Below are 25,377 nucleotides of genomic sequence, written 5' to 3'. Positions count from 1 at the left end.
GTTGCCACTAATAAACAACTATGAAGACATTACATATTAATTTGGTCATGGTAATGATGGCGCTTTATTTCCCCGGAGGAGTAAACAGGTTATTAGCACAATCCTCATTATTCAGTCATGAAAAATACATTAATGCAAATGGCGAGACCCTAAATTACAGACTACTTGTTTCTGATGCCGATACGATTAGCCTACATCCGCTTGTGGTTTTTTTACACGGTTCTGGCGAACGCGGCGATGACAATGAAGCTCAATTAAAATGGGGGGTAATGAATTTTGCCAAGGATGACATTATGAAAACTTATCGGCCCATAGTTATTGCACCACAATGTCCGAAAGATATGCGTTGGGGCAATTTTAATTTGGACAAGGCAGGATTGTCGGAATCAAACTCGAAGCCCACAAAGCCCTTAAAACTTGTAATGGAATTAATCGACAACTTAATTGCAGACTTGCCTATTGACCCGGATCGAATTTATATTACGGGGCTATCGATGGGTGGTATCGGAACTTTTGAAGCGATATCCTTGTTTCCAAACAGATTTGCTGCTGCAGTACCTGTTTGCGGAGCAGCAAACATTTCGTCTTCACAGACCATCGCTCATATTCCCCTCTGGATTTTTCATGGAGCATTGGACTCGGCCGTAAGTCCGGAATATGTTCAGGACATGTTTAAAGCCTTAACCAACCTTGGGGCGCATCCTGGATTTACCCAGTACCCTGAAACAGGGCATTTCGCGTGGATCGCGGCATACAGCGATCCGATGATGATGAATTGGTTATTCAGGCAGCATAAGTGATTAAAAAAACACAAACGAACAGCGGCTAAACCTCCATGGCTATATCCTGCCAGTATTGACTATCTTGTATATCTTCATTTCAATAACCAAATCAATTTCAGGTATCCCGCGGTCCTGATCCTGCCTCGCCAAGTTTTGGGATAACAGCCCCAGCCTGCCGTCAGGCTGGATTTCCTCCCGGAAAAGGATAACAGGGATGCATCGCCTTACAGTTGACCTTCATTAAACAAACAAAAACCAATGATAAAATTCTTTAGAAGAATTAGACAAAAAATGCTCTCTGAAAATAGATTCAGAAACTACCTTCTTTATGCCATGGGAGAAATTTTCCTCGTAGTCATTGGAATTTTGATAGCCATACAACTCAACGCATGGAAAACAGAAGCTGAAGAGCATGCTGAAGTGATGAAATATATGGATGGTCTATATTCTGAATTATACCAGGACTACGAGCGAATGGATAGCCTGTATGCTTTCTATTCAAACAAAACCAATTCCATTCAACATTTACTTACCTCCAGTGATCAGAACACCAATGTATCGAATGATGAATTAGGAAAAATGTTTAACTCAGTACTTGAGTACAAAAAATTTTCAAATAAAAAAAGCAACTATCTTTCCCTGATAAATGATGGGTTCATAAATAAGGTGAACAATAAAGACTTAGTGAATGAGATAATAAGATATTACGAAAGTCCATATCTTACCTGGTCAACAGAAATCTACGAAAACATCTTAGAATCCATAGATTACAACCATAGTGAATTTTACAATGCTCAAGACGGGCTTATCCAACTAAACAGAAACAATGCAATTCCCAATTGGGGTATAACCAACAAAAAATTTCAAACGAATTATAATGAATTAGTGCGTTCCAAATGGGCAATTAATATTTTAACCCGAATGCTTAAGCAAAGTGATTTCATATTTAGGAACCTCGATAGTTACAAGAAAATAAATGACCATTTGAGAAAAGAAATTGAAAACTATAAAACCGTTAAAAGGGTATGAATTATACCCTGATCCCATTGCACAAGGAAAAGCAAAGGCCAGCGTAGATTATGAAAAAATAAGTGAAAAATAACCTGTTTAGTAGCACCATCATTCTGTAAGAATCAGACTATTTTCTTTATCTTGAACAGCATTAAAACCCAAAGCGATCCCCTGTCACTTGCTCCCGAAGCGTCGGGATAACGGCCGGCGCCACCCTAATATGACCCTAAAACGGCTCAAGGGGCAGGCGGGACCAGGCCAGCTACCCCTGCCACCCTGGCGCCAGGCAGGATTGCCTTCCGAAAAGGGATTTCAGGTTTGGCTAGCCCTACCTTTGTGCTGCATTAAGTCAAAATACTAACCAATGATAAAATTCTTCAGAAAAATTCGGCTAGGTTTACTCACCGAAAACAAATTCTCTAAATATCTGATTTATGTAATTGGTGAGATTATACTGGTTGTTATTGGAATCCTGATTGCACTGCAAATCAACAATGCGAATGAAATCTCAAAACAGGAACAAAAAGTAAAAAACTATAAAAACACCTTAATTACTGAGCTTAAAGCTGATTTAATAAGATTAAATCAGTTAGATACTCTATGCCATAAAAAGCAGGAAGACATTAATAATTATCTCTCCATTTTCAAAAAGCCGGATAAGGAAATTGGGGAAGTAATTCATGAAATGGATAAGGTAAATTATTATGGTGACTTCTTTCAAAGTATTGCCTATACCATTGATGATATTATTAATACGGGAAACCTGGAACTATTTAATAAAGAGATCAAACATGCCATTTTAGAATTTAAGGCCATTCAGGAATTTTATGATATAAACAGGGCTGAGGTGGTGCAAAAATGGGTTTTAAGTGATCTTGAATTTGAAAAGGTTTCTGATATGCTCTCTTTTATAGATCACCCTACGAGTGAATATAAAAACCTAAATGACTGGAGGTTTGATTTAAAATCGGAACAATACAGATTGTTTAACAATAGGGCACTAGCTTTATTACGAACTTATTATTTCCGAACCGATCAAAACAACAAAATGAGACTAAGCATTGGTAAACTAATAATTGAACTGGAGAAGGAATAAACTAGCCAAGAACAACACCTCCAAAGAAAATAATAAATTCATGAACCCAACCAGGCCTTCCATTGCTGTAGGGAAATAAATTGTTCCCCACGTACATAAGTTATTTTCTTACCGTTGTACTGCATTGATATACAAGAATACACATGATAAAAATTTTTAGAAATGTCCGCAAAAAATTATTAATGGAAGGTAAAACGACAAACTATATCAAATATGCCATTGGCGAGATTATCCTGGTAGTTTTGGGGATTTTAATTGCTCTTCAAATAAATAATTGGAATGAACAAAGGAAAGTTGACGGAGAAATCGTGAAAGCCCTGACCGAGATTCGCAGTAATCTAATCAGCGATAGTTTAAATATTCGTCAAACTCGTTTGGATAAATCGGAGGATATCGAAATCCAGTCCACGGTGATCCATGCATTAAAAAATCGCAATATTCCTTACGACTCTATCGAGTATCATCTTGGGAGGGTCATGATCGCAAGACGAATCGTTTTTGTCGACAATGGGTATCAATTGATGAAAAAATTCGGATTAGAGCGTTTAAAGAATCAAGAACTAAGAAATGAACTGATAAACTACTATACCCATTCGGTAAAAAATATAATGGATGATACCGCAGATGACGAACACGAATTCATAACGGTCTTCCTTCCCTATGTTCGCAACCATTTTCTCGATTGGGATTTTAGTAAACGAGGCGTACCTGCAGATTATGAACAACTAAAGTCTGATAAATATTTTCTTACCTGTTTAATGCTAAACGTCAAAAACTCAGAAAGCACATTAGAAGCCTTGAAGACTGGGGCCAGGGAGATTCAAGAGATTCTTCCTATACTTGACGAAACCATTTTGGCATACAAATAAGTTATTTAAAAAATTTCCACTACAGCACTCATGAAAATTTAAATGAATTATAGTAGAATTCTATTAATAACAAATGTATTTCATGGCCTATAACTCATCTTCCTGTATAGAACAGGCAAACATGGGCCCAGTTTCTTACCCCAAAAACATTACATTCATAAACGCTCCCCAGCTTTCTGCTCTCTTTGGGGAGCAATATTGAAACTGCAGGCCACCTTTCTTATTTGGCATGACATGGCAGCCGCACCTTGAACAAGGAATGTACCGGGCCCCAGTCTGAATTGAAATGAATCAACTGAAAACCAGGCAATTATTTAAAAGGATGTCAAAAAATCAAATAACTTCATATGTGGTAAAAAATAAACGATATGAAACATAAGCAATACCCTTTTACCTGCCTTATTTGTACCCTGGCATTAGTCATTTTAATGGGTTGTAAGCATGAAAAATCTGCTGTTACTCCACCAGACGAAAGTGTCCAAACCAATCAGAATATTGTACAAGACAGTCTCACAAATTTTGGAAAAATGTATGCAGGTGCCTGGTCAAGTAAAGATCCTATGGACCTGGCTAATTTTTATTCAACAAACGGGATTTTACTCGATGGTGACGGAATATCTGTTACCGGAAGGGATTCCATTGCATACATTTCGAAAATATTTCATGAGGAAATTCCAGATATGATTGTGAGTCTTGACAGCATGGCAGATACAGCTAATGGTATTGAGTTCCACTGGACACTTAAAGGAACTAACACAAGAGGTGTTAAAATAAAAATGACAGGTTACGAAGTAATGCAAATCGAAAACGGGCTTATTACCAGATCACAGGGCAGTTACACAAACGCAGCTTATGAGAAAATAGTTCAGGAGTCTTCTGAAAACAAAAATGATTAAGGGCAAATCTGAAATGGTATCGTTGGTTATGAACAGCTCGGACACCCTTTACGGCGCTAACTAATCTACCAGTTTTCAACATGCAGACAAGTGTTCTGGGTACTGCTACATAAAATAAAAATTTATAAGCCTAACCAGACTTTCCTTCACTGCCGGAAACAACTTTAAAACACCCGATAGCCTTCCTGGCGCCATTCAGGAGTTCCTCCGGGAAAAGAATGGCAGGGATCCATAGGCTTACCATTGCTGTCGAAACTAAATTCACCTGGTAACACAAAACCCGGGAATGTTTCTTTACCTGTTACAGAAAGTGGCTCCTGTTATCTTGCAGATCATTTCGAAATAATTACGTATCTTTAAAAGACTCTCCCCGATATAAACACTTGATTTATAGCACCCACCCGAAAATAATTATTGTAATTCGGAACTTCCATCATGGATATAGCTATTGAAAATCCGGGGTCCTTCTTCAGCTTGTTTTATGTACTCGCCTTTGCTTTTGTCTATGTGATGGTTATCTATAAAAGCATCAGATGGGGATTCCATTTGAGATCAGTGCTTTTAATGTTAACCACCACAACCTTGTGCACCGTACTCGGCTCAAAATTATTTACCATCCCGGTTACCGAATGGGTCTATGCGCTTCAGGCAAATTCACATGTATTCACTAACCGATCTGCCGTAGGGGCTTTGATCCTTGCTGTTACCGGATTAATCATATCCCAGCGCATATTTGGATTTAACCGGCCAATACTTGACCTGTATGCCTGGTTAGGCCCCATTGTATTGGGAATCATAAAATTAGGATGCTTCCTTAATGGATGTTGTTACGGAAGGGGTACCGAGGCACTTTGGGGTGTTCGATATCCTACGGGGACGCCTGCACATTTTAATCATTGGTCTGAAGGTGTAATGGAACCGGGTATGGCCATGTCGGTACCCGTTCACCCTGTTCAGCTTTATGAAAGCATGGCACTTTTTTTCATTGGCTTTATCATTTTCCGAACGCATAAACACTGGAACAAAAACCTCAGTTCCATTCTTCTGGTGACTGTTTTGTTCCTGATCATGCGCTTTAGCCTTATGTTCTTTAGAGATCCCGATAGTCTGCAATTCAATCAGGTCTATTACTTCGGTTTGAACCTGTATCAATGGAGTATGTTAGGCGGCGGGATTCTAATGACAGCTGTCTTCCTGTTTTATGAAAAGTTTCTTCAAATAGACTGGATTAAAGGCCGGCAGAACGGTCCATATCTTCACGCCGACGCTATATATATAGTTTTTATTTCCGCCTTATTATTTGCATTTAAGGATCTTTTCTCATTCTATGAAAATATCGTTATCTGGATCAAATTCCTTCCTGCGATCCTCCTTTCGCTCTACTATTTTTATACAGACAAACGGTTACAGCCCTACCGCTGGGTTACAAGTATGATCGTATTACTGCCATTCTATGTGCTGGCACAAACCATTCCCGACCAAAAACAGGTGATTAATAAATACCATCGCGTCGATGTTGGGGGTTCCTTTGGGAATTTCAGTAACGAGGTATTGTATAATCCCAGGTCAACAGAATGCGGAACCAGCTATAGCGGTCAATATTTTGAGTCAACCTATTGGGTTGCAGGAGGAGGATATTCCCAAATCGTGGAAAAAGAAAAAACCAAATTCACCTATGGTGCAAATATTTCAGCCGGACAAGTTAGCAGCAGCGGATTAACCACAGAGTTCAGTGGTTCCAAATTTATTTTTGCGGTGAATCCATTTGTGAAAGCCGATAGAAAATGGTACGGTGCGGGTATTGGATTTCAGTTGGGTCAGATACCCTCTAATAATGAAGAAAGAATTGAGGCAAGTAACTTTGAAAACGCTGTAAATACCAACACTTTTCTTCCTGAACTGTACTTAAGATTAGGTCCAAAGAAATACCTGGATGCCGATTTTAATTACGGGTTCCTCCACCCTTCTGCATTTCCTACGGTGTTTGCACGCGCGAGCATTGGTAGCGGTTTCGGCATCAGTGACAACTATAGTTTGAGATATGGCCGTATTTTGAACCTGGATACAAATTATATTTCTGCCGAAGCCCTGATAACTCCACAACTTGGAATTAATGTCATGTATATTTTTAAAGAAGATGACCCGTATATTCCGGACTACCAATCTAATAGCAAGGTCGTATTTTCATTAAACTACAGGTTTGGTCAGAACAACTAATCCCCAAATTTATCATCCAACCGATTCCTCCCTGCACGATGTTCATAATGAATAAGGGTTTAACCCGGGCTGCACTTTAAGCCACTTGCTTTTTTCTGAACATCTGCAAAGGAACCGCTCCGGGAAATACCTGCCATTTCCATATCCCGTACGACGGTATCAGAGAAAAGAACAAAGACACACGTCAGGGGTTCGGGCCTTCATCTACCATTCTTTTACTACATGTTGCCCCTATTTTCTTATATTGAATTCCAGAACAAAAAAACTGTCCGGTTTGCTTCTGCGTGCCTGGTGTCAGGTGGGATTGCATCGCCTGAATGTGGTACGTAAACTTTTAAAAATAAAGTGATGAATAAAACTGAAATCGCAAAAACATATTTGAGGTATCTCGAAAATGGAGCTATGGAAAAGGTAATTGATCTGTTTAATGATGATGGAACTGTTGAATCGCCTATCTATGGAATTAAAAAAGCCGATGTGTTTTACCGGGAATTAAATAATGACACCTCAAATTCAGAACTTATTCTTAAAGGAATTTTTGAACAGCATGATTCGAATAGTCTGGCGCTTTATTTTACTTATAAGTGGACTTTAAAAAATAATCAGAAAGTAGCGTTCGATGTTGTGGATATTATTGAACTTGACGTTGAAAACAAAATAAAGACGCTGAAAATTATTTACGACACCGTGGTTTCCAGAAAATTAATAAACGAATTAAACGGATAAAACCGGTATCCGACATTGCCTATTACTTACCTACCTGTTTTTAACAGGCAGACAAGTGGCCAGGTTCTTACTCCAAAAAACAATAAATTCATGAACACAACCAGGCTCTCCTTCTCCGTCGGATTCAGCTTCCCCCCCCCCACGGTGCATATCCTTAACGTTGTAGCCCATTAATAACACCCATATGAACCAATCAGAACAATCCCAAGCAACACCAAAAAGCTACCTGCAGACATTCACAATTATTCATCTTGCATTAATTGCAGGTCCTGTAATAAGCATGATATTTTTATTAGAAGTTCCAGAGGAATGGAGTTTTCAATTTTCTGAAAATTTTGAGATTAGTCATTTAATACCAGTATTAATAAGCACTGGAAGTTTAATAGCCTCAGAAATTCTATTTAAACAGTATATCAGTAAATACGATCGCACAAACAGTCTTAAAGAAAAAATGGGACAACTATTTACGAGTTACCTAATAAGGTTTGCGATTTTAGAAGGAGCTGCATTTTATTGTATCATAACTAACCCAGATAGTTCAAATCCACTATTCTTAATGTGTGCAATCATACCATTAATAGCAATGGTATTATTATTCCCCAGGAAAGAAAAAATAATTGAGTTGCTTAAACTTTCTAAAGAACAAAAAATGCAATTCATGAAACTGAACGAAATAATAAATTAACGGCTTCAACAATGTGTATCAAGCCATTGAATTCATCCTACTTCATTTAGAATATTTTCTTAGATTAGGTTTCAAAACCTGGATGAATCAACCCGTCATAGCGACTATGGCTCTGTCAGTGCCAAAAGCAAGGGTGAATAAGCCTGACCTGCTTAACCGAAACAAGTCATACATTGATATTCAGGATCAATTTAAGTATGCAATCTGGAATTAAAATGAAAAAAACATTTAGCACAATAAAGAAGGTATTTTTCTATGCGTTCACCTTCTTCGTTCTACTAACTATTGCCGGTTACACCTATCTCTATGTACTTCCCAAGGGACCTGAAATTACCGCGGTCAAAACATTGAACATTGGAACAGACTCTTTTGTTATGCATGCTTATAATAATAGTGAGAGAAAATCTATTAAGGTATGGACTTACAAGCCTGAACATTGGAAAGACCAAAACAAAATAGTTTTTGTAATGCACGGAGGCGGAAGAAATGCAGCCGACTACCTGGATGCCTGGATTGAATTAGCGGACACACATAACCTGTTAATTGTTGCCCCGGAATTCGAAAACAATTTTTCAAATATCACCACTAACGATTACCAAGAGGGTAATTTATTCACCTTTTTCGGAACTAATAACCCAAAACATGAATGGGCCTTTTCTGTAGTTGAAAATATCTTCGATCACATAAAATCCGTCAACGAAATTACAAATAGCCATTACTACATTTTCGGTCATTCGGCAGGAGCCCAGTTCGTTCATAGAATGATCATGCTAATGCCTGAATCCCGGATTACCACAGCCATAGCTGCAAATGCCGGACTTTATACACTGCCGGATGAAAATCTTAAATACCCCTATGGACTTAAGAATACTGAAGTCAGTCAAAAACACAAATTACAAAATGCATACGATAAAAAACTAATCATCTTACTCGGCGCATTAGATAACGATCCTGCCTTAGGAACATTTAGAACTACAGAATTGGCGATGCAACAGGGAGCTCACAGGCTTGAACGGGGAACCAATTACTATCAAAGAAACAAGACGCTAGCAGGACAAAATGAATGGCCATTTAAATGGGAAATCGACACAATTAATAATATTGGTCACGACTACAGGAAGATGTCTGAAAATGCAATTCAATGGATCATCAACTAATCCTAACACTGCCTGTACCCACCTGTCTTCGGGCAGGATTTCCTCCCAAAGGAATGGCAGGAGCGCTTACTTTACTGTAAGAATCAGACTATTTTCTTTATCTTGATCAGGATTAAAAACCAATGCAGATGACTTGCTGTGCCGGTCCTTGCTTCTGAAGCGGCAGGAGTATCGCTGCTGGCCCCTCCCGAAGGAATGGCAGGGCTGTTTAGCAGGACCGATGTAAGTTATTGAGCACTAAAAATATATTTTGCCAACCAAAATCAATTCCATGTTACGATTTCTATTCTTTTTTGCTGCGCTGCTCATGACGAGCGCTACCATTGCACAAGACTTCGATGCATTGCAATACCGAAACCTAGGCCCCTATCGGGGTGGCAGGGTTACTGCCGTTGCCGGTGTCCGGGTGGCTCCATCCACCTTTTATCTGGGAGCAACAGGAGGTGGGGTATGGAAAACCGATGACTATGGGAAGAATTGGAAGAACGTTTCTGATGGATTCTTTTCAACACCTTCCATTGGCGCCATAGCAGTGGTGCAAAACGATCCGAATATCGTATATGTGGGCACGGGTAGCGATGGATTAAGAAGCAACGTCATTGAAGGCCGCGGAATGTATAAATCCATTGATGGGGGTACCACCTGGGATTTTATTGGATTGCCGGACGTCGGACAAATCGGGGCGGTGAGAATTCACCCGGATAACCATAATATCGTATATGTAGCGGCAATTGGAAAGGCCTTCAGGTCCAATCCGGAACGTGGGGTTTACAAAACGACGAACGGAGGTAAAACCTGGGAGAAAGTGTTGTCGATCTCTGAAGAGACCGGGGTTTATGATATTGAATTTTTACCATCAAATCCGGAAATACTGTTTGCCACAGCGTGGAAAGCCGAACGTAAACCCTGGTCCATCATTAGTGGAGGAACTCCTTCGGAAGGGGGTATTTACAAATCAGTTGATGGTGGAAAGAGTTGGGACAAAATCACTAAAGGCCTGCCAGAGGAGCTGGTCGGCAAGATCGACCTGGCGGTAACTCAGGCCGATTAAAAACTCGTCTATGCATTGGTTGAGGCCCCCGGGGATGAGGGTGGATTGTACAAATCGGTTGACCAAGGGCAATCGTTCAAGCAGGTTTCCAGCGATGAAGGCATACGAACACGACCCTTTTATTACACCAATCTAAGAGTAGATCCGAAAAATCCTGAGGTAGTGTATTCCCTGGCTACCAATTATTATAAATCGGTAGACGGAGGTAAAACCTGGAAGGAGATCTCCTCTCCTCACGGAGATAATCATGATATGTGGATGAACCCCGACAATCCGGACATTTTTATTCAGTCCAATGATGGTGGGGCCAATGTAACCCTAAATGGCGGTGCCTCGTGGTCAAGCCAGTTTAACCAGCCTACTGCCGAAATTTACCAGGTAGAAGCAGACGACCAGTATCCGTACTGGGTATATGGCGGACAGCAGGATAACTACAGTACCATTGCTGTACCCACCCAGGCGCCCTACGCCGTACAAACCCCCGGAACGGGGTATATCATCAATACAGGGGGCTGTGAGACCGGTCCGGCAGTACCTAAGCCTGGGAACCCCAATATTGTTTATTCCAATTGCAAGGGCAGGTTTGGCGTGTTTAATAAAGAAACCGGCATGGAAATGCAGTATTATGTGGGTGCTTCCTTCATGTATGGGCATAATCCGAAGGACCTTGAGTACAGGTTTCAACGGGTATCCCCCATTCACGTATCTCCTCACGATCCTTCTGTGGTGTATCATTGCAGCCAGTTCGTTCACAAAACAACCGATGAAGGCAAAACCTGGGAGACGATCTCACCTGACTTAACTGCCTTTGAAGCCGATAAACAAGTGATATCAGGGGCCCCGATTACCCGGGATATTACCGGAGAGGAATTTTACAGTACCATCTATGCCATTCGGGAATCGCCCGTAAAACAAGGGGTAATTTGGGTTGGAGCTAACGATGGGCCGGTTCACGTTACTCAGGATGGAGGTAAAACATGGGCTAAAGTAACTCCTAAAAAACTGCCTTCCGGAGGAAGGGTGGATGCGGTGGAACCTTCACCACATAACCCGGCAAAAGCATATGTAAGCGTAATAAGGCAGCAGTTAGGGGATCCCAAACCCTATATTTTTAAAACGTCGAACTACGGGAAATCATGGGAACTCCTTACCGATGGAGAAAATGGCATCCCAATGGATTACCCTACCAGGGTTATCCGTGAAGACCCTAAAAAAGAAGGTTTGCTGTACGCAGGCACTGAATATGGTGTGTTTGTCTCTTTCGATGATGGAAAGACATGGAAACCTTTTCAGCAAAATTTACCCGTTACTACCGTAACCGACCTCAAGATTCATCGGGATGATATTGTATTGAGCACCATGGGAAGAGGCTTCTGGATCCTGGATAATATTACCACCCTTAGACAATATACGCCTGAAAAAACGGGTGAAAATATTTTATTCAAACCGAAAAACACCTTTAAGTATCGCATGCCTTCAGGTGCATCGAACAGTTCGAGCCCGGAATATCCGAGGCCCTCGGTTAAAATTGATTACCATTTCCCGGAACAACCGGAACAACCTATTAGCCTTGAAATTAAAGACGAAAAGGGAAAGGTGGTGTATTACATAGTGAGCGATACTACGCAACTAAAAGAGAAACCAACAACTGTAAGAGATATGTCTACGGAAGATATCAGGTTTATCACAAATAAAAGTTTGTCGACGAATAAAGGCATGAACCGTTTTGAATGGGATTTTGTAAGTACAGGAGCCTGGCATAAAGAGCCCAACAGACGATACAAAAACGGACCGATAGTACCCCCCGGAACGTACACAGTAACCCTCACCGCCGGATCATGGAAGGCTACCCGGGAATTCGAACTATGGATCGATCCAAGATTAAAAGATGTGGGTGTTTCTTTAGAGGATATAACCGAGCAAGCCAGGTTACAGGAAAAGGTGTTGTCTCTATTGGAAACATCAAGAAAATTGGAAGATTCCCTGGAAAAAGAAATAAAAAACACTGAAGACAAGACGAAATCAAAAGAATTGCAGGAGGTACTGAATAAACTGCAAACCGCGGAAGGCATTTATATGCAGCCCCAACTGACTGACCAGATATCCTATTTGTACAGTATGCTCAACAGGGCAGATCAGCTGCCAGGTAAGGATGCCTACGACAGGTACAACGAGCTGCTGCAACAGATGGATCAAATCAAGGATGTGTTGGATTAGTTTCCTGGTCCTAAGGAAATTTTTAGTTGGATATGCACTATTCCCGGCTATAACTCCGCTTGCTGTTTTTTACAGGGAGTGATCTATCGCGGTATGCGCTCGGAAAAACAATACATAAAGACACCGTACTTGTCGAAATAACCGGATAATAACAAAACTATTTACCTTACTGCGGGTAGTGCATCTACCTGCTTACAACAGGCAGACAAATAGCTGGTTTCTTACCACAAAATGTTATAAATTCATAAACACAACCAGGCTTTCGGTTTCCGCCGGGAACAGCGTTAAAATTGCCGCATACCCTGCCTGCCTTAACCCCTGTTGGATTTCCTGCCGAAAAGGGATGTCGGGTGTGCATGGCCTTACCATCAGGTACAATTAAATGGCATGATATGAAAAGAATTCTTTTAGTTACATTAATTATTCTTACCCAATCTTGGTTGGTAAGTGCGCAAACCCGGATCATTGACATGCATGTCCACTCCTATTCAGAGGATGACTTTGGGGTAAGGGAGCCTGCAACCGATTTTTACGGGGTAAAAGGATCCCCCGATGCTCAAACCCATATGCAGGAATGCTTTGCTGCATTTAAAAAGTTTAACATTGTTAAAGCTGCAGTGAGCGGAAGTCCTGAAAGCGTAGCGCATTGGGCCCGGGAAGATCAGGACAACCGTATTATCAGGGGTATTCTTATGTTTGATCCGAAGGATTATGAAATGGATAGCATCAAATTTGAACAACTGGTCAGGGAAAAGAAGATCACGATCTTTGGTGAATTGGGTCCCTATTATGGGGGGACTACGTTAAGTGATGACATCTGGCAGCCGTACCTCCGGATCTGCGAAAAATATGACATTCCCGTAGCCGTACATACCGGTGGAGGAGATCCCGGAGGCACCTACTCCTGGGCGCCGAAAGCAAGGCTCGCTCTTGGAGATCCCTATCTGATAGAAGATGTATTGGTAAAATATCCTAAACTCAGGATTTATTTGATGCATGCCGGTGGAGAAGATTGGCCGGAACACGCCATTCGGCTTATGGCCTATTACCCTCAGCTCTATACGGATATCGCTGTTTTGCTTTGGGTAGAGCCCAACACACAGCGATATGTAAAGCAATTTCTAAAAGACATTAAAGAGGCCGGCTACCTGGATAGGGTGATGTTTGGTTCTGACCAAATGGTTTGGCCGTATGCCATTGAAAAATCGATTGATTTTCTTAATGGGCTGGATTTCCTTACTGAGAAAGAAAGGGAAGATATTTTCTATAACAATGCCGCCAGATTTTTGAAACTGGAATAACTATACCTGGCAATGGCTATAACGCAACTATCTGGATTCCCGGTACCCGGGGTAGCGGACGCGTATAAAAGCACATAGCCTGATTGGTAACGGTCTGTTAATCTGTTCCATTTATCTAAATTTACACCTCACTAATTCCCCCATCAAAAACAGCTAATATCAACTAATGAGACTTTTAATTGCCGGCATTATTGGAATTTTGGTATTTGTTGGTGTACAAATTATCAATAAGGATGTACTCAATAAAAGTTCCAAGAAATTTGGCCTTTTGCTGTTATTGCTCTGGCTGATACGGTTTTTGCTGATCTACGTAAAACTTGATGTGAACCAAACCCCTCCGGCTTTTTACATCATTTATGATCAAACCCTGCTCTTACTGGACGGCCCCCTGTTTTGGTTGTATACCCGATCACTGGTGGATCCAAAAGGATTTAAAAGAACCGATTGGTTACACTTTGTTCCATTCCTGCTACTTTTTGTTTATTCCACCTATTTATTGATGTATGCTCCCAATGCGATCATGGCGGAATATCAATCCGCCGTCCGTAATATGCTCGACGGTAAGGCCATGGCTGATATTTATGATAGTGTATACATTCTTATCGTACTTGGAATAAGCCTGGTTTACATTTATAAAGCCGCGAGGATCGCTAGATTGTACAATCAACGTTTATTTGACCATTATTCCTCCATCGACAATCGAACAGCCACCTGGATCATCACTTTTCACCGTTTATGGGTCGGACTGTTTTTTATTCCTGTTCTAATCTATTTCATTTTATATATCTATCCCTTTTTCCCCTCATTTTATATAGCCGGGGCTGTGCTCATTGCATTGGTTGGATTTAGTGTATTCTTTAGTTTTAAATTATTAAACCAGACGTATGTACCCACAAAATCATTGGGCAGAAAATCAAAGTCGGCAAATCCTCAAAAAACACATCCGGACGAAAGCCAGGTTGATCTCCTGAAAAAATTAAAAGAAGGGCTACAAAAAGAAAAATACTATCTGGATGAAGAATTAACCTTAAAGAAATTAGCCCGGCATATGGATATAAAATCGGCTCAATTAACCGACCTGATCAAGTGGAGTGAATTCGATAATTTTTATGACCTGGTCAACCACTACAGAATAGAAGGCGTAAAAAAAGAGTTGATCGAAACCGAGGAACAGATCATCGTCCTGGCCTACCAAAATGGCTTTAAAAGTAAATCTACCTTTAATAAAATTTTCAAGGAAAAAACCGGCCTTACCCCTAAACAGTACAGAAGTACACATAAATAAGTCCGTTTAATCTTAAATGGACGTCTAAACGGCTTTATTTGAACATGTTTGCATTGTAATTAAAATCTATAACAATGAAAACACTTTGGAAAAAAATGCCTGCCTGGGTAAAAGCCATCCTTCTGAACATTGTGCTGCTTTACCCGATAATTATTGCTATTCAGGGTTTGATCGGTATCAATGCCCAATATGGAAATGAATGGCCGTGGTCTGTTCCCCTGGTCTCCCTCTTCTTGTATTTCTTCTATAAACTCAATAAACGATATACACAATTTGATAAGGAATCGGATGTCCGGTTATCATTTTGTTTTGATTATAAAAGCCCTTTAAACTGGTCATTTATTCTGGCCATTATCCTGATTCTCCCATCCATCATCACTCTTTTTTCTTATGCATTTGATATACAGAGTACCGAGCAATTGGTCTACATACAAAGCTTTACGGCTTTAAAAGCCACCACTGCAGTGCCTATGCTCATTGTGCTGGCCTTTTCAGCAGGGTTAATAGAAGAAATAGTGTACCGGGCCCATATTCAAAATGTATTGGTGAGAAGTTATGGAAGGTGGATAGGTTTTGCCCTGACCGGACTTATCTTCGCTGCGCTTCACTTTCTACCCTTGCCACTCTTGATACCCTACCTGTTGGTTTCTGTTCTGTTTAGTTATGTTGCAGACCACTTAAGATCTACAGGGGTGGTTATTATGGCTCATTTCCTGGTAGATATGATTAGCTTTTTACTGTTGTATTTTTCCCCGGACGTACTGCGAGAGGCGAACACCCTGAATACCCTTGTGCTGTTATTCATGCTGGTAACAGGGAGTATTGTGTTGTTCCGGGGCGTTCTCAGCACTAAGAAATTTGTTAATCATAAGGTTGCCAAAGTGCAATAGGCTATCCTTTTTACAACAAAGACTATGTGGGATTTCACTCTTTACGATAGCCATGAATCACCTTGGCAATTCAAGTGGTGAAGAGGAAAAGCATATAAGAATACTGTAAAGAAGAGGTTATACATAACTAAACGGAGTGATCTGCGGGAAATCAGGGCTGCGACAGGTTTCAGGCTGGTCTAAGATCAGCCTGAAACCTTTACAATATCGTAGCGCTCCAATTCTGTAAGAATCAGACTATTTTCTTTATCTTCATGGAGAACTAATTACAAAAAGAAAAGGCTTCTTTACGGGTTACCGGCCTCCACGCCTACCTCGGTCAAGGATAGCAAGAGCGCAAAGCCTTACCTATGAACTCCCACATGACCAACTTATAACCGATGATAAAATTTTTCAGAAATATTCGCAAGACGAATTTAAAGGAAGGTAAGATCGTAAACTATTTAAAATATGCCTTTGGAGAAATTTTTCTCGTGGTCATAGGTATTCTCATTGCACTTTCCATTAATAACCGGCAGCATGAAATTCAAAACAGAAATCTTGAGGTTAGATACATTACCGATATCATAAGTGATCTGAGAAAAGATTCTACGAATCTTCAAAGTGTTTATGCAGAGGCTACCCTAACTTCCAATGCCAAAGATTCCATAGTTAAATTATTAAACCATCCTGAACTTTCAATGGATTCCCTTCCCAGGTATTTTCTATACCAATGGAATCCCTACAAAATTTTTTCTCCAAGCACTTCTACTATTGACGAAATGAAAAGCAGTAGCAATCTGGATATCATTAAAGATGATGTTCTCAGAAAAAAAATAGTAGGTATCTATTACACCTATGACCTCTTTCTACAGGATGAGAATTTGTACAGGGAAGCGACACGTGAAATATTTACTATGGCTAAAGAAAGACTGAAAAACATTAACTCTTCCTCCGGTGAGGAAATAAAACTATTGTTAAGGGAACCCAAAGTGGCTAATACCATCAGAAAAAATTTTGCGAATGGAAGATTAAGATCTGTAGAAAATGTATCTGATGAATGCAGCGAACTGTTAAAAGTCCTGCTCCGGTATCAAAAAGAAATAACAAAAGCACAACCCTGGTTATGACCTTCCTACCTGGTATTAACCGGCCGACAGGTACCCAACTACATCATCCGCTAAAATAATAGATGCATGCTCACAACCAGGATGACAGACAATTGTGCTGGCTTCTTTACTTAAAATCCATTAATTTAATGTCTCAACAGGGGCTTAGGTAACCAACAGATGAAACATCTGAACCAATCCCGGGGGGAGCATCGTCTTACCCTGGTGTACCCTACAGGAAAAACATCGTATGAAACCAACTCATAAACTCCTTGCTATTAAGGTTCTTCATACCCTCATCTGGGGGTTTTTCGTAGCGGTTATCTTTTACATTTTGTACGCGGGAATTACCAACACTGTAACGATTTACACCTGGATAGGTATAGGTCTTATCATTGCGGAAGGGCTTATTTTAGTATTGTTTAAGATGTCCTGTCCGTTAACCGTTGTTGCACGTAACTATTCGGACTCTCAGAAAGATAATTTTGATATTTTTTTACCCAATTGGCTGGCTAAACATAATAAGGTCATCTTTACTACCATTTTTTTTGTCGGACTCCTTATGGTGGTCTACCGCACCGTGACATGACGTGAAAGTTTATAAGAATTTAAGTCCATAGATTCCAAATCGTCTTGATCCTGATTTATATTTTTATTACACGGTATATCCTGACATGATCTGGGAACCCGTTCCTGTGACGGCACCGCATTTCCTGCTGAATGCTATGCTGCATGCAAGATTCCGGTCGCGAAAAGGATCAGAGATAACGCCTCCAGTGAAATACTGTTCTTATGCCCAAATACCACACATTTCCAAGCTCAATATCGGTTGCGGCTTCCGGCGCCAGGACCTGCTCCCTGGAGGGCACGTCCACCCCTACAGAAAACTGAAGCTTCAATATCGCACTTTGGGTGTTGGAGAAAATTCTCGTGGGCTGATACTCTAAAAACGGAAAGTCCCATTTGGTGGACCTATAAGTTACCAGGTAGGGATCGCTAAAATTATTGGTGGGAATAATCAGGGATTCCCTGATCCGACCCCTTCCGTACAGGGTTACCCCTACTTCCCTGCCCAGGACGAACTGGAAGCGCCCGATCGGGGTGGATATACCCGATTGCCATGGAATAACCCCTCCATTACCTGCAGTAACGGCCATGCGCTGGAAGGTTTTGGGCGAGGCCCATGAAAGAATAGGTGCCACCAGGATGAGATCGCCGGGGATAAGCCAGAAAGGCATGCGCATGCGCAGGTTGAAGGCAGAACGCCCCGGGATGGTAGAGGTTATGGAGCTCCCCTGGTAGGTGGACTCCGGATCGGTAAACTGGCTGGTGGTCGCCGAATCCTGTCGCCAGCCCACCTGGAAGAATGTCAGTCCGTCTCCCGCCTGGTTCATCACCCCGTCCAGGCCGAGACCAAAGATCAGGTTGGCTTCAATAGTTCCGATCAGGGCGGCTTCATTTTGATCGGTACCGAACCCCCCATCGAGGGAGCTGGTCTCCAATGATGATGATACGCCAATGAAAGGGCCTAATTCGGTGCGAAAACGATTCAATTGCCCCAATCCCTCAGAGAGCCCTGGTTTTGGGGTACTCATCAACACCGTGTCGAGCAGCTCCAGGTCAAATTCGACTTTGGGCATCTCGCTATTTGTGCATACATCGAATGTTTCGGGAGAGAATTCGAGATTTCCTGAGGGTACAGGGAGGTGGCCTGCTCCTGCTGTCATTGCTGATACCAACTGCTCCAGGCTTATTTGAACCGCTTTGGCAGCTACCATGGCATCCTCCGGCCGCATATAAGCGTCTCCGGTAAGCACCAGGGGCTCATTATCCCAGGTTTCCACCTCTAGTCCGGCCTCATTATAGTGATCGTGTGTTCCTTTTCGCTGCGCCGCAACACCCCAGGTTCCCGCCGTATGCCCGGCAGCAAACACGTCCTCGATAAAGTGGAGGGCAAAGGCTTCATTGGCCAATGCCGCCCTCAGGATGGCCGATCGTTGCTCCTGTCTCAGGTTGGGTAATTTAGATTGAGTAACTTTTTCCAATGCCTTGGTATGGAAAAACGCATAGGCCCCCAGGGCATTGAGGGGAGCCCCTGCCTGCAGCGACCGTTTCATATAATCTTCAGCCGTCTCGTCAACAGCATTCCTTTCTAAAAGAAAGTGCACGTTGTTAGCCCCTGCCCTTGTCGCATAGTCCAGATCTGCCCGTTGCAATCGTATATCAGAATTTCGTATCGCATTGATGATCTGATCCTCCCGTTCTGCCTCGTCGAGATCATTCCGCAATCGTGTAGCGATCCGGTCTACGTTCAATATCCAGTCGCTCAAAAGTATAATATCCATTAATTGCACCGGAGAACAACTATGGTCGCCGGCGATAGCCGGCCAGGAAGCCAGGTCCAGTACTTCCGAATCTAACCCATGTTCGGGATCAACAGCTGAAGCAGACAACCGGGTCTCATACCCAATACGAACCTCGGCCCACATCTGCTCAAGGATAGTTCTCTGGTCGGGATCTAAATTATTAATGGCCAGGGCCGTGATCTCCCTGTGTTCGGGATATACCCAGACAGGAGTCGCTTCGGGAATTCCGTCGGATGCTCTTCCAGGCAGAAATAATATCAACAACCCTGTACATAAAAGCCAGCGTAACATCATAGTAGTTTGTAAAAGTGTACCCTAAAGATAAGAATACGATTAATATAATGTACACAAAATCAGAAGTATAGCACATTTTAAAGGGGAGTTAATCCCGGTTTTTAATTCTGCCTTTTTCTTTATGTCATCAACCCTGCCGAACTCCACCTGAGGAAAACCATTTGAAGGACGGGAAATACATAAAAATATGCAAGCCGACAATTACAAGAGAACGTAAGTGGGTATTCCTTCGGGATTTACATCCTTGGCTTAAACAAGCCATACCTCCCTTTAGCCTTTCCTTTAAAAGTCAATATAAATAAGAAAATAGCAGCACAATCAGGGTAATACGGGACAGATTCTGATCAGAAAATCACTTAACCTTAAAATCAAATCCAATTTGATATGCACACAGAGGAACACTTGAAGACTACCCAATTGTTCTGTCGCCCTACTCGGGGTTGGTATAGGAATAGGGTTTTATGCGGGGATGCAGGGAAACGGGGATTCAGGGAAACGGGGATGCAGGGAAACGGGGATGCAGGGAGACAGGGATGCAGGGAAACGGGGATACAGGGATTAGGCGATTGAGAAGTATACTTCCTCTTGGAATACCGCTCCAAATACGTGGTTTAAAAGACAGAATTCAGCAGGTGCCCGGTGGGAGAACACTAATCTTCAATTGAATTTAAAACCCAAAATAAAACTCACATAAAAATGTAACTTTTAATGGTTTCTGTTCGTCTTACTGTGTAAACAAACCAAAAGATGAACCACCCTTTAGGCCTTTTTCTTGCCATTACTTTTACTGTGGTAAACACCTTCGCCCAACAACCATCTGCCGCTGCTCCCCTGAATTCAAGAATAGATTCCTACCTGTCAGCCGGATCAGAAAATGGATTTTCCGGGGCCATTGCCGTGGTTAAAAACGGAGAGACCATCATTAACAAGGGGTACGGACTTGCGAATAAGGACACCCAGACCGCAAATACCCCCAACACCATTTTTGATATTGGTTCGAACACCAAGCAATTTACCGCTACGGCCATCTTAAAACTTGCAGAACAAGGAAAACTCAACCTTGATGATCCTGTCAGTAAGTATTTCAAAAACCTTCCTGCCGACAAACAAAATATCACCATCCATCAATTGCTTACTCATACGGCCGGCCTGCCGGACGCGATAGGTAATGACTTTGATGAGATCACCCGGGAGGAATTCTTTAAGCAGCTATTCGCAACCGAATTATTACATGAACCCGGCACGAAATACTCCTACTCCAACATCGGGTACAGCGTTTTAGGACGGATCATAGAAATCACATCTGAACAACCCTACGAGGCCTTTCTGAACCAATATCTCTTTACCCCGGCCGGAATGAAACAAACCGGGTACCTCCTTCCCGACTGGGACACAACAAAACTGGCCCATGGTTACAACAGGAATGTACTCGAGACTGGCTCACCCGTTACCCGGTACAGAGCCTCCGGGGATATAAGCTGGCATCTCAACGCAAATGGAGGGATCAATGCTTCACAAAAAGATCTGTTACTTTGGTATAAAGCATTAAAGGGTAATACCATCCTGACTCCCGAATCGTTTAAAAAGTTAACCACACCTTATATTTCCGCACCCGAAGGCAACTACAGTTACGGCTATGGATGGGTGGTGAGAACCACCAATGAAAATACCTTAAGAATTTCCCACAACGGTTCCAACGGGACCTTCTCCCATACTATGATCTGGTACCCGGAAGAGGACCTCTATATCGTGTATGCTACCAATGCCAACAGCTCCAGGGTCGAAGGTCTTGGTTATGAGGTAGAAAAAATGGTTTTGGACGACAGTTACGTCCCTGCCCCTATAAAAAATAATGTCTATGCCTTTACCATAGACTACATAAAGCAATACCCGGCAGACCATAGAGACGAGCTTTTCAGCTTGCTCAGGGAAGAGTACCCGGAAGAATTTTCGAATTCCAGCCTTTTAAATACTATTGGCAATTTCCTGCTTGGCAGAGATCAACACATAGATTGGGCACTGGAGCTGTTTAAAAAAAATGTTGAAATTTATCCTCAAGACGGGAACCTATGGGACTCCCTTGGAGACGGATACAAGTCGAACAATATGACGGAAGAAGCCATCTCCAGTTATAAAAAAGCTATCGAATTGGGGTATACTACCTCACAAAGCAAGCTTAACGAGTTGGTAAGTGATCGGTAAAATTCAGTTCATCCTTTTTAATTAATAAATTGCAGCAGCCTTAACCTGCGAATTAAAAGTTACATCGACTACCCATATAAAATGATCAGAACACTTTTCAGTTCCCTGCTTCTTTGTCTTTTTTCTATTGGAATTGCTGCACAAAGTACCCTTAAATGGCAAATCCCAATGGCTTATGCATCTGAAATTTTAGATGAACCTCGTCCCTATCGGGTTATGCTCCCATCCGGGTATAGCGAAACTCCCGAAAAGCAGTATCCTTTATTACTGCTTCTGGACGGACAAAGGTATGGGGACCTGGTGGCTACCAATGCTACCTTTCTCTCCGGGATTGATGAAATTCCTGAACACCTTATTGTGGCCCTGGACTCCGGGAATCGCCTGCGGGATTACTCCCCGACAGACTCCCCATACTGGGAGGGCGATGGTGGGGGAAAAGAATTTCTGGAGTTCCTTAAAACCGAATTATTACCGCATTTAGAAAAGACATACCGGGTAAAAAATACAACCCGGATTATTTGGGGGCACTCCGCCGCAGGCCTGTTTGCGATGTATACCCTGTATGCCGCTCCGGGCCTTTTCGATGCCCACCTGGTAAACGACGGTTCCCTTGACTGGGATGACCAGGTAAGTGAACGCTTGTTGCAAAAATTCCTGACTTCCGGAGCTTCCGGGAAAAGTTTTCTGTATTTCAACAGCAGTTACCTCCGTACGGCCATCGACCCCGGTCAGAACTTTTTTGGAAGTATGGCCTCCATGTTGGAAAACCACGCCCCAAATCACCTTCGATGGGTCTACGATCCACTGCCGGACGAAACCCATGCCAGCATTCCCATGATGGGTAGCATAAGGGCCCTGCGCTCCCTGTACAATGGATACAAGGTCTCTGAAGCAGTCATGTTTGATGGACTGGATGCCGTTATTCAACATTATGATTCTGTAAAAGGAGAAATCGGGGCCCCCGAAAAGATACCGGAAGCCGTATTGAACGATCTGGGTTATATGCTCCTTTTCGAATCGCCGGATGATGCCCTGGCTGCCTTTGAACTTGCCACCCGGCTGTATCCAACCTCGGCCAATGCCTGGGACAGTCTCTCGGATGCCTGTATTGAATTAGAAAAATATGATATGGCCCTTACCGCTATCGAAAACAGTATCAAACTGGCCAGGATTAAATACCCTGACAAGCTGGAAGACCTCAATGAAAAACATGCCAGAATACTGGAATTGATCAAAAATAAAGCGCAGAGAAATTAACCCAAATTACAGTCTAAAGTGGTCACCCGGGATCCAGAACCGGGTAGATGCGCTTAAGGCAGGATCAGGCCGTAAATCAAATTAAAGACTGCGATCGCTCTCCAAAAAGACCGGCCCTCCTGTCGGCCTTCCCCTATGATACAACACCCGGCGAAAAATTATTTTTAAAATGTCTGTTCCCGTTTTCCATATCTTAACATAAAATTCCTGACATGAGAGTAACACTTGTCTTAATCGCCCTACTCCTTTTGGGTTGTAAACCTGAGGAAAATCAGGCCCGTCCGGATAGTATTGCCGAAGCTGCTCCCACCGTTACAGCAAGGGATACCCTTGCCATTTTTAATATTGTAAACATACAAACCATGGGAACTCCTGAAGAACGTAAAAGCATCTGGGCAGAAGACGGACGTTGGCTGCAGGCTTTTGGTCGCGTTTTTCACGGAAGGGATACCATAAACAATTTTATCAAAAAGCTCCATGCCGATCCGGGATACCGGGTATCGAAACGAATCAACGCAGGTGCTCCCGAGATCCGGTTCTTAAGACCGGATGTGGCTGTGGTGCATCAATATCACGAAAGGGAAGGCCAAAAGATCAATGATAAGGTAACCCCTGTACGGAAGATCAACACGACTTATATCATGACCCGGGAGAACGGAACCTGGTTATTAAGAGACAAGGTAACGATGGACGAACGGCAATAGTCTCCTAAAATGAAAAGATGAGCCACACGGGCAGCAAGAACGTCTTGTAGTCTGAAGCACGTGTCAGGGCACAAACCCTGTTATGGCCCGCTCATGCTCTAACAAACCTACATGCCTTCTTTTTCGCATAACAACTCTTAATACCTGAAATACACCTTTAATTCAATAACAAGCGTACCTTTATTGTCTGAGACCAATTGATTTAAATTTTACCTAAGCATTCCGGAAACTGAAATCCATATTGTTCCCAATTTACCATCCATCATCCGCTTACAGGATTATGGGGTGGGAATTTTCAGGGCTACCGCTACCAAATCGGCGCTAAAGAAGGCTATTAAAAAACGGTACATCACTGTAAACGGGGAAGTAGCAGGTACTGGGAAACTGCTTCAAGGAGGAGAGACCATCGCACTTACGGTCCCGGAAAAAAACAGGAAGCAAACCCGGTTGGATTTCCCTCTTAAAACGCTGTTCGAGGATGATTACCTGGCAGTGATCCATAAACCATCCGGGATCGTTGTAAGTGGCAATAAACACAGAACCATTGCTAATGCTTTGGCACAGAACCTCAAACCGGGTACGCTTTCGGATGCCACAAACCCGCAGCCTGTGCACCGCTTGGATTACCTCACAACGGGGGCGCTGCTGGTAGGGAAAACGCATGACAGCATTCGCGTTTTAAACAAAATGTTTGCCGACAAAGCCATTGCAAAGGAATACTTCGCCATTACCATTGGAAAAATGCAAAACGAAGGCCTCATTACCGCTCCTGTCGATGGAAAAAAAGCACAAACCCATTACCAGGTAACTGCCTCTGTGGCATCACCCAGATTCGGAAGCCTTAATCTGGTTCGATTGCGTCCCAAAACCGGCCGAAGGCATCAATTAAGAAAACATTTATACGGGATCGGCCATCCGATATTGGGAGATAAGGAGTATGCCATTGATGGATTCATTTTAAGAGGCAAAGGTTTGTATCTGCACGCCTGCTCCCTGGAATTTCAACATCCCTTTTCCAACGAACACATCTGCATAAAGGATGCGCTTCCGAAAAAGTTCATGAAAATTTTTACCGAAAAAGGAGAGCAACAGAAACTTTCTGATGACTGAGCCAGGTTGCAGGAGCAATCGCTAAAAGCCAATATTCGGCTACAGGATTAAACCCTTTAATCCCTGAGATCGTCTCAGGAACATACCCTGTTGTTTAATTTTTCAAGGAACCGGAAGGGAGATACGTGCGTATCTCTAAACCTTTTTCCATCGGGAAGTGGTCCTTAAATAAC

General features: G+C 42.3%; 21 protein-coding genes. 20 read left to right on the top strand and 1 reads right to left on the bottom strand.

Features of this window, described 5'->3' with window-relative positions:
• The first annotated feature begins 20 nt into the window (after window positions 1-20).
• From K7R11_RS11875 to K7R11_RS11800, 16 genes are all read left to right on the top strand, one after another.
• Window positions 21-800: a carboxylesterase family protein gene (locus K7R11_RS11875; protein ID WP_224490960.1), complete on the top strand. Its 780-nt coding sequence runs from the start codon at window positions 21-23 to the stop codon at window positions 798-800.
• A gap of 240 nt (window positions 801-1,040) precedes the next feature.
• Entirely contained in the window at window positions 1,041-1,811 is a 771-nt protein-coding gene (locus K7R11_RS11870; protein ID WP_224490959.1) for a DUF6090 family protein, read from the top strand.
• A 346-nt stretch (window positions 1,812-2,157) separates the two neighbouring features.
• A complete protein-coding gene (locus K7R11_RS11865; protein WP_224490958.1) occupies window positions 2,158-2,889 on the top strand; it encodes a DUF6090 family protein in 732 nt (243 codons plus the stop codon).
• Window positions 2,890-3,032: 143 nt separating this feature from the next.
• The gene (locus K7R11_RS11860) at window positions 3,033-3,758 is read left to right on the top strand and encodes a DUF6090 family protein (protein WP_224490957.1); all 726 of its coding nucleotides are present in this window, start codon (window positions 3,033-3,035) and stop codon (window positions 3,756-3,758) included.
• A gap of 368 nt (window positions 3,759-4,126) precedes the next feature.
• Window positions 4,127-4,654, top strand: coding sequence for a nuclear transport factor 2 family protein (locus K7R11_RS11855; RefSeq protein WP_224490956.1), 528 nt, complete (start codon window positions 4,127-4,129; stop codon window positions 4,652-4,654).
• Between the two features lie 435 nt (window positions 4,655-5,089).
• The gene (locus K7R11_RS11850) at window positions 5,090-6,871 is read left to right on the top strand and encodes a prolipoprotein diacylglyceryl transferase (RefSeq protein WP_224490955.1); all 1,782 of its coding nucleotides are present in this window, start codon (window positions 5,090-5,092) and stop codon (window positions 6,869-6,871) included.
• 348 nt (window positions 6,872-7,219) lie between these two features.
• A complete protein-coding gene (locus K7R11_RS11845; RefSeq protein WP_224490954.1) occupies window positions 7,220-7,597 on the top strand; it encodes a nuclear transport factor 2 family protein in 378 nt (125 codons plus the stop codon).
• Window positions 7,598-7,781: 184 nt separating this feature from the next.
• A complete protein-coding gene (locus K7R11_RS11840) occupies window positions 7,782-8,282 on the top strand; it encodes a hypothetical protein (RefSeq protein ID WP_224490953.1) in 501 nt (166 codons plus the stop codon).
• Between the two features lie 215 nt (window positions 8,283-8,497).
• On the top strand, window positions 8,498-9,439 hold the full coding sequence (locus tag K7R11_RS11835; protein ID WP_224490952.1) for an alpha/beta hydrolase family protein: 942 nt from the start codon (window positions 8,498-8,500) through the stop codon (window positions 9,437-9,439).
• Between the two features lie 271 nt (window positions 9,440-9,710).
• The gene (locus K7R11_RS11830) at window positions 9,711-10,490 is read left to right on the top strand and encodes a WD40/YVTN/BNR-like repeat-containing protein (RefSeq protein WP_224490951.1); all 780 of its coding nucleotides are present in this window, start codon (window positions 9,711-9,713) and stop codon (window positions 10,488-10,490) included.
• A 15-nt stretch (window positions 10,491-10,505) separates the two neighbouring features.
• Window positions 10,506-12,707, top strand: a complete 2,202-nt coding sequence (locus K7R11_RS11825; protein WP_224490950.1) for a hypothetical protein — start codon at window positions 10,506-10,508, stop codon at window positions 12,705-12,707.
• 392 nt (window positions 12,708-13,099) lie between these two features.
• Window positions 13,100-14,008, top strand: coding sequence for an amidohydrolase family protein (locus K7R11_RS11820; protein ID WP_224490949.1), 909 nt, complete (start codon window positions 13,100-13,102; stop codon window positions 14,006-14,008).
• A 166-nt stretch (window positions 14,009-14,174) separates the two neighbouring features.
• On the top strand, window positions 14,175-15,293 hold the full coding sequence (locus K7R11_RS11815) for a helix-turn-helix domain-containing protein (protein WP_224490948.1): 1,119 nt from the start codon (window positions 14,175-14,177) through the stop codon (window positions 15,291-15,293).
• Between the two features lie 74 nt (window positions 15,294-15,367).
• Complete coding sequence (locus K7R11_RS11810) at window positions 15,368-16,183, top strand: CPBP family intramembrane glutamic endopeptidase (RefSeq protein ID WP_224490947.1); 816 nt, start codon at window positions 15,368-15,370, stop codon at window positions 16,181-16,183.
• Window positions 16,184-16,563: 380 nt separating this feature from the next.
• Window positions 16,564-17,292, top strand: a complete 729-nt coding sequence (locus K7R11_RS11805; RefSeq protein ID WP_224490946.1) for a hypothetical protein — start codon at window positions 16,564-16,566, stop codon at window positions 17,290-17,292.
• A gap of 229 nt (window positions 17,293-17,521) precedes the next feature.
• Entirely contained in the window at window positions 17,522-17,860 is a 339-nt protein-coding gene (locus tag K7R11_RS11800) for a hypothetical protein (protein WP_224490945.1), read from the top strand.
• 169 nt (window positions 17,861-18,029) lie between these two features.
• Here the strand turns inward: K7R11_RS11800 and K7R11_RS11795 are convergent, their stop codons facing one another.
• Complete coding sequence (locus K7R11_RS11795; protein ID WP_224490944.1) at window positions 18,030-19,928, bottom strand: hypothetical protein; 1,899 nt, start codon at window positions 19,926-19,928, stop codon at window positions 18,030-18,032.
• Between the two features lie 750 nt (window positions 19,929-20,678).
• Between K7R11_RS11795 and K7R11_RS11790 the strand changes: the two genes are divergently transcribed.
• From K7R11_RS11790 to K7R11_RS11775, 4 genes are all read left to right on the top strand, one after another.
• Window positions 20,679-22,133, top strand: a complete 1,455-nt coding sequence (locus K7R11_RS11790; protein ID WP_224490943.1) for a serine hydrolase domain-containing protein — start codon at window positions 20,679-20,681, stop codon at window positions 22,131-22,133.
• An 81-nt stretch (window positions 22,134-22,214) separates the two neighbouring features.
• The gene (locus K7R11_RS11785) at window positions 22,215-23,390 is read left to right on the top strand and encodes an alpha/beta hydrolase (protein WP_224490942.1); all 1,176 of its coding nucleotides are present in this window, start codon (window positions 22,215-22,217) and stop codon (window positions 23,388-23,390) included.
• A 212-nt stretch (window positions 23,391-23,602) separates the two neighbouring features.
• Complete coding sequence (locus K7R11_RS11780; RefSeq protein ID WP_224490941.1) at window positions 23,603-24,094, top strand: DUF4440 domain-containing protein; 492 nt, start codon at window positions 23,603-23,605, stop codon at window positions 24,092-24,094.
• A gap of 285 nt (window positions 24,095-24,379) precedes the next feature.
• A complete protein-coding gene (locus tag K7R11_RS11775) occupies window positions 24,380-25,204 on the top strand; it encodes an RluA family pseudouridine synthase (RefSeq protein WP_224490940.1) in 825 nt (274 codons plus the stop codon).
• The last annotated feature ends 173 nt before the right edge of the window (window positions 25,205-25,377 follow it).

This window comes from Robertkochia flava, assembly GCF_020166515.1.
Taxonomy (GTDB): Bacteria; Bacteroidota; Bacteroidia; order Flavobacteriales; family Flavobacteriaceae; genus Robertkochia; species Robertkochia flava.
This window is presented reverse-complemented; position numbering and strand designations above follow the sequence as displayed.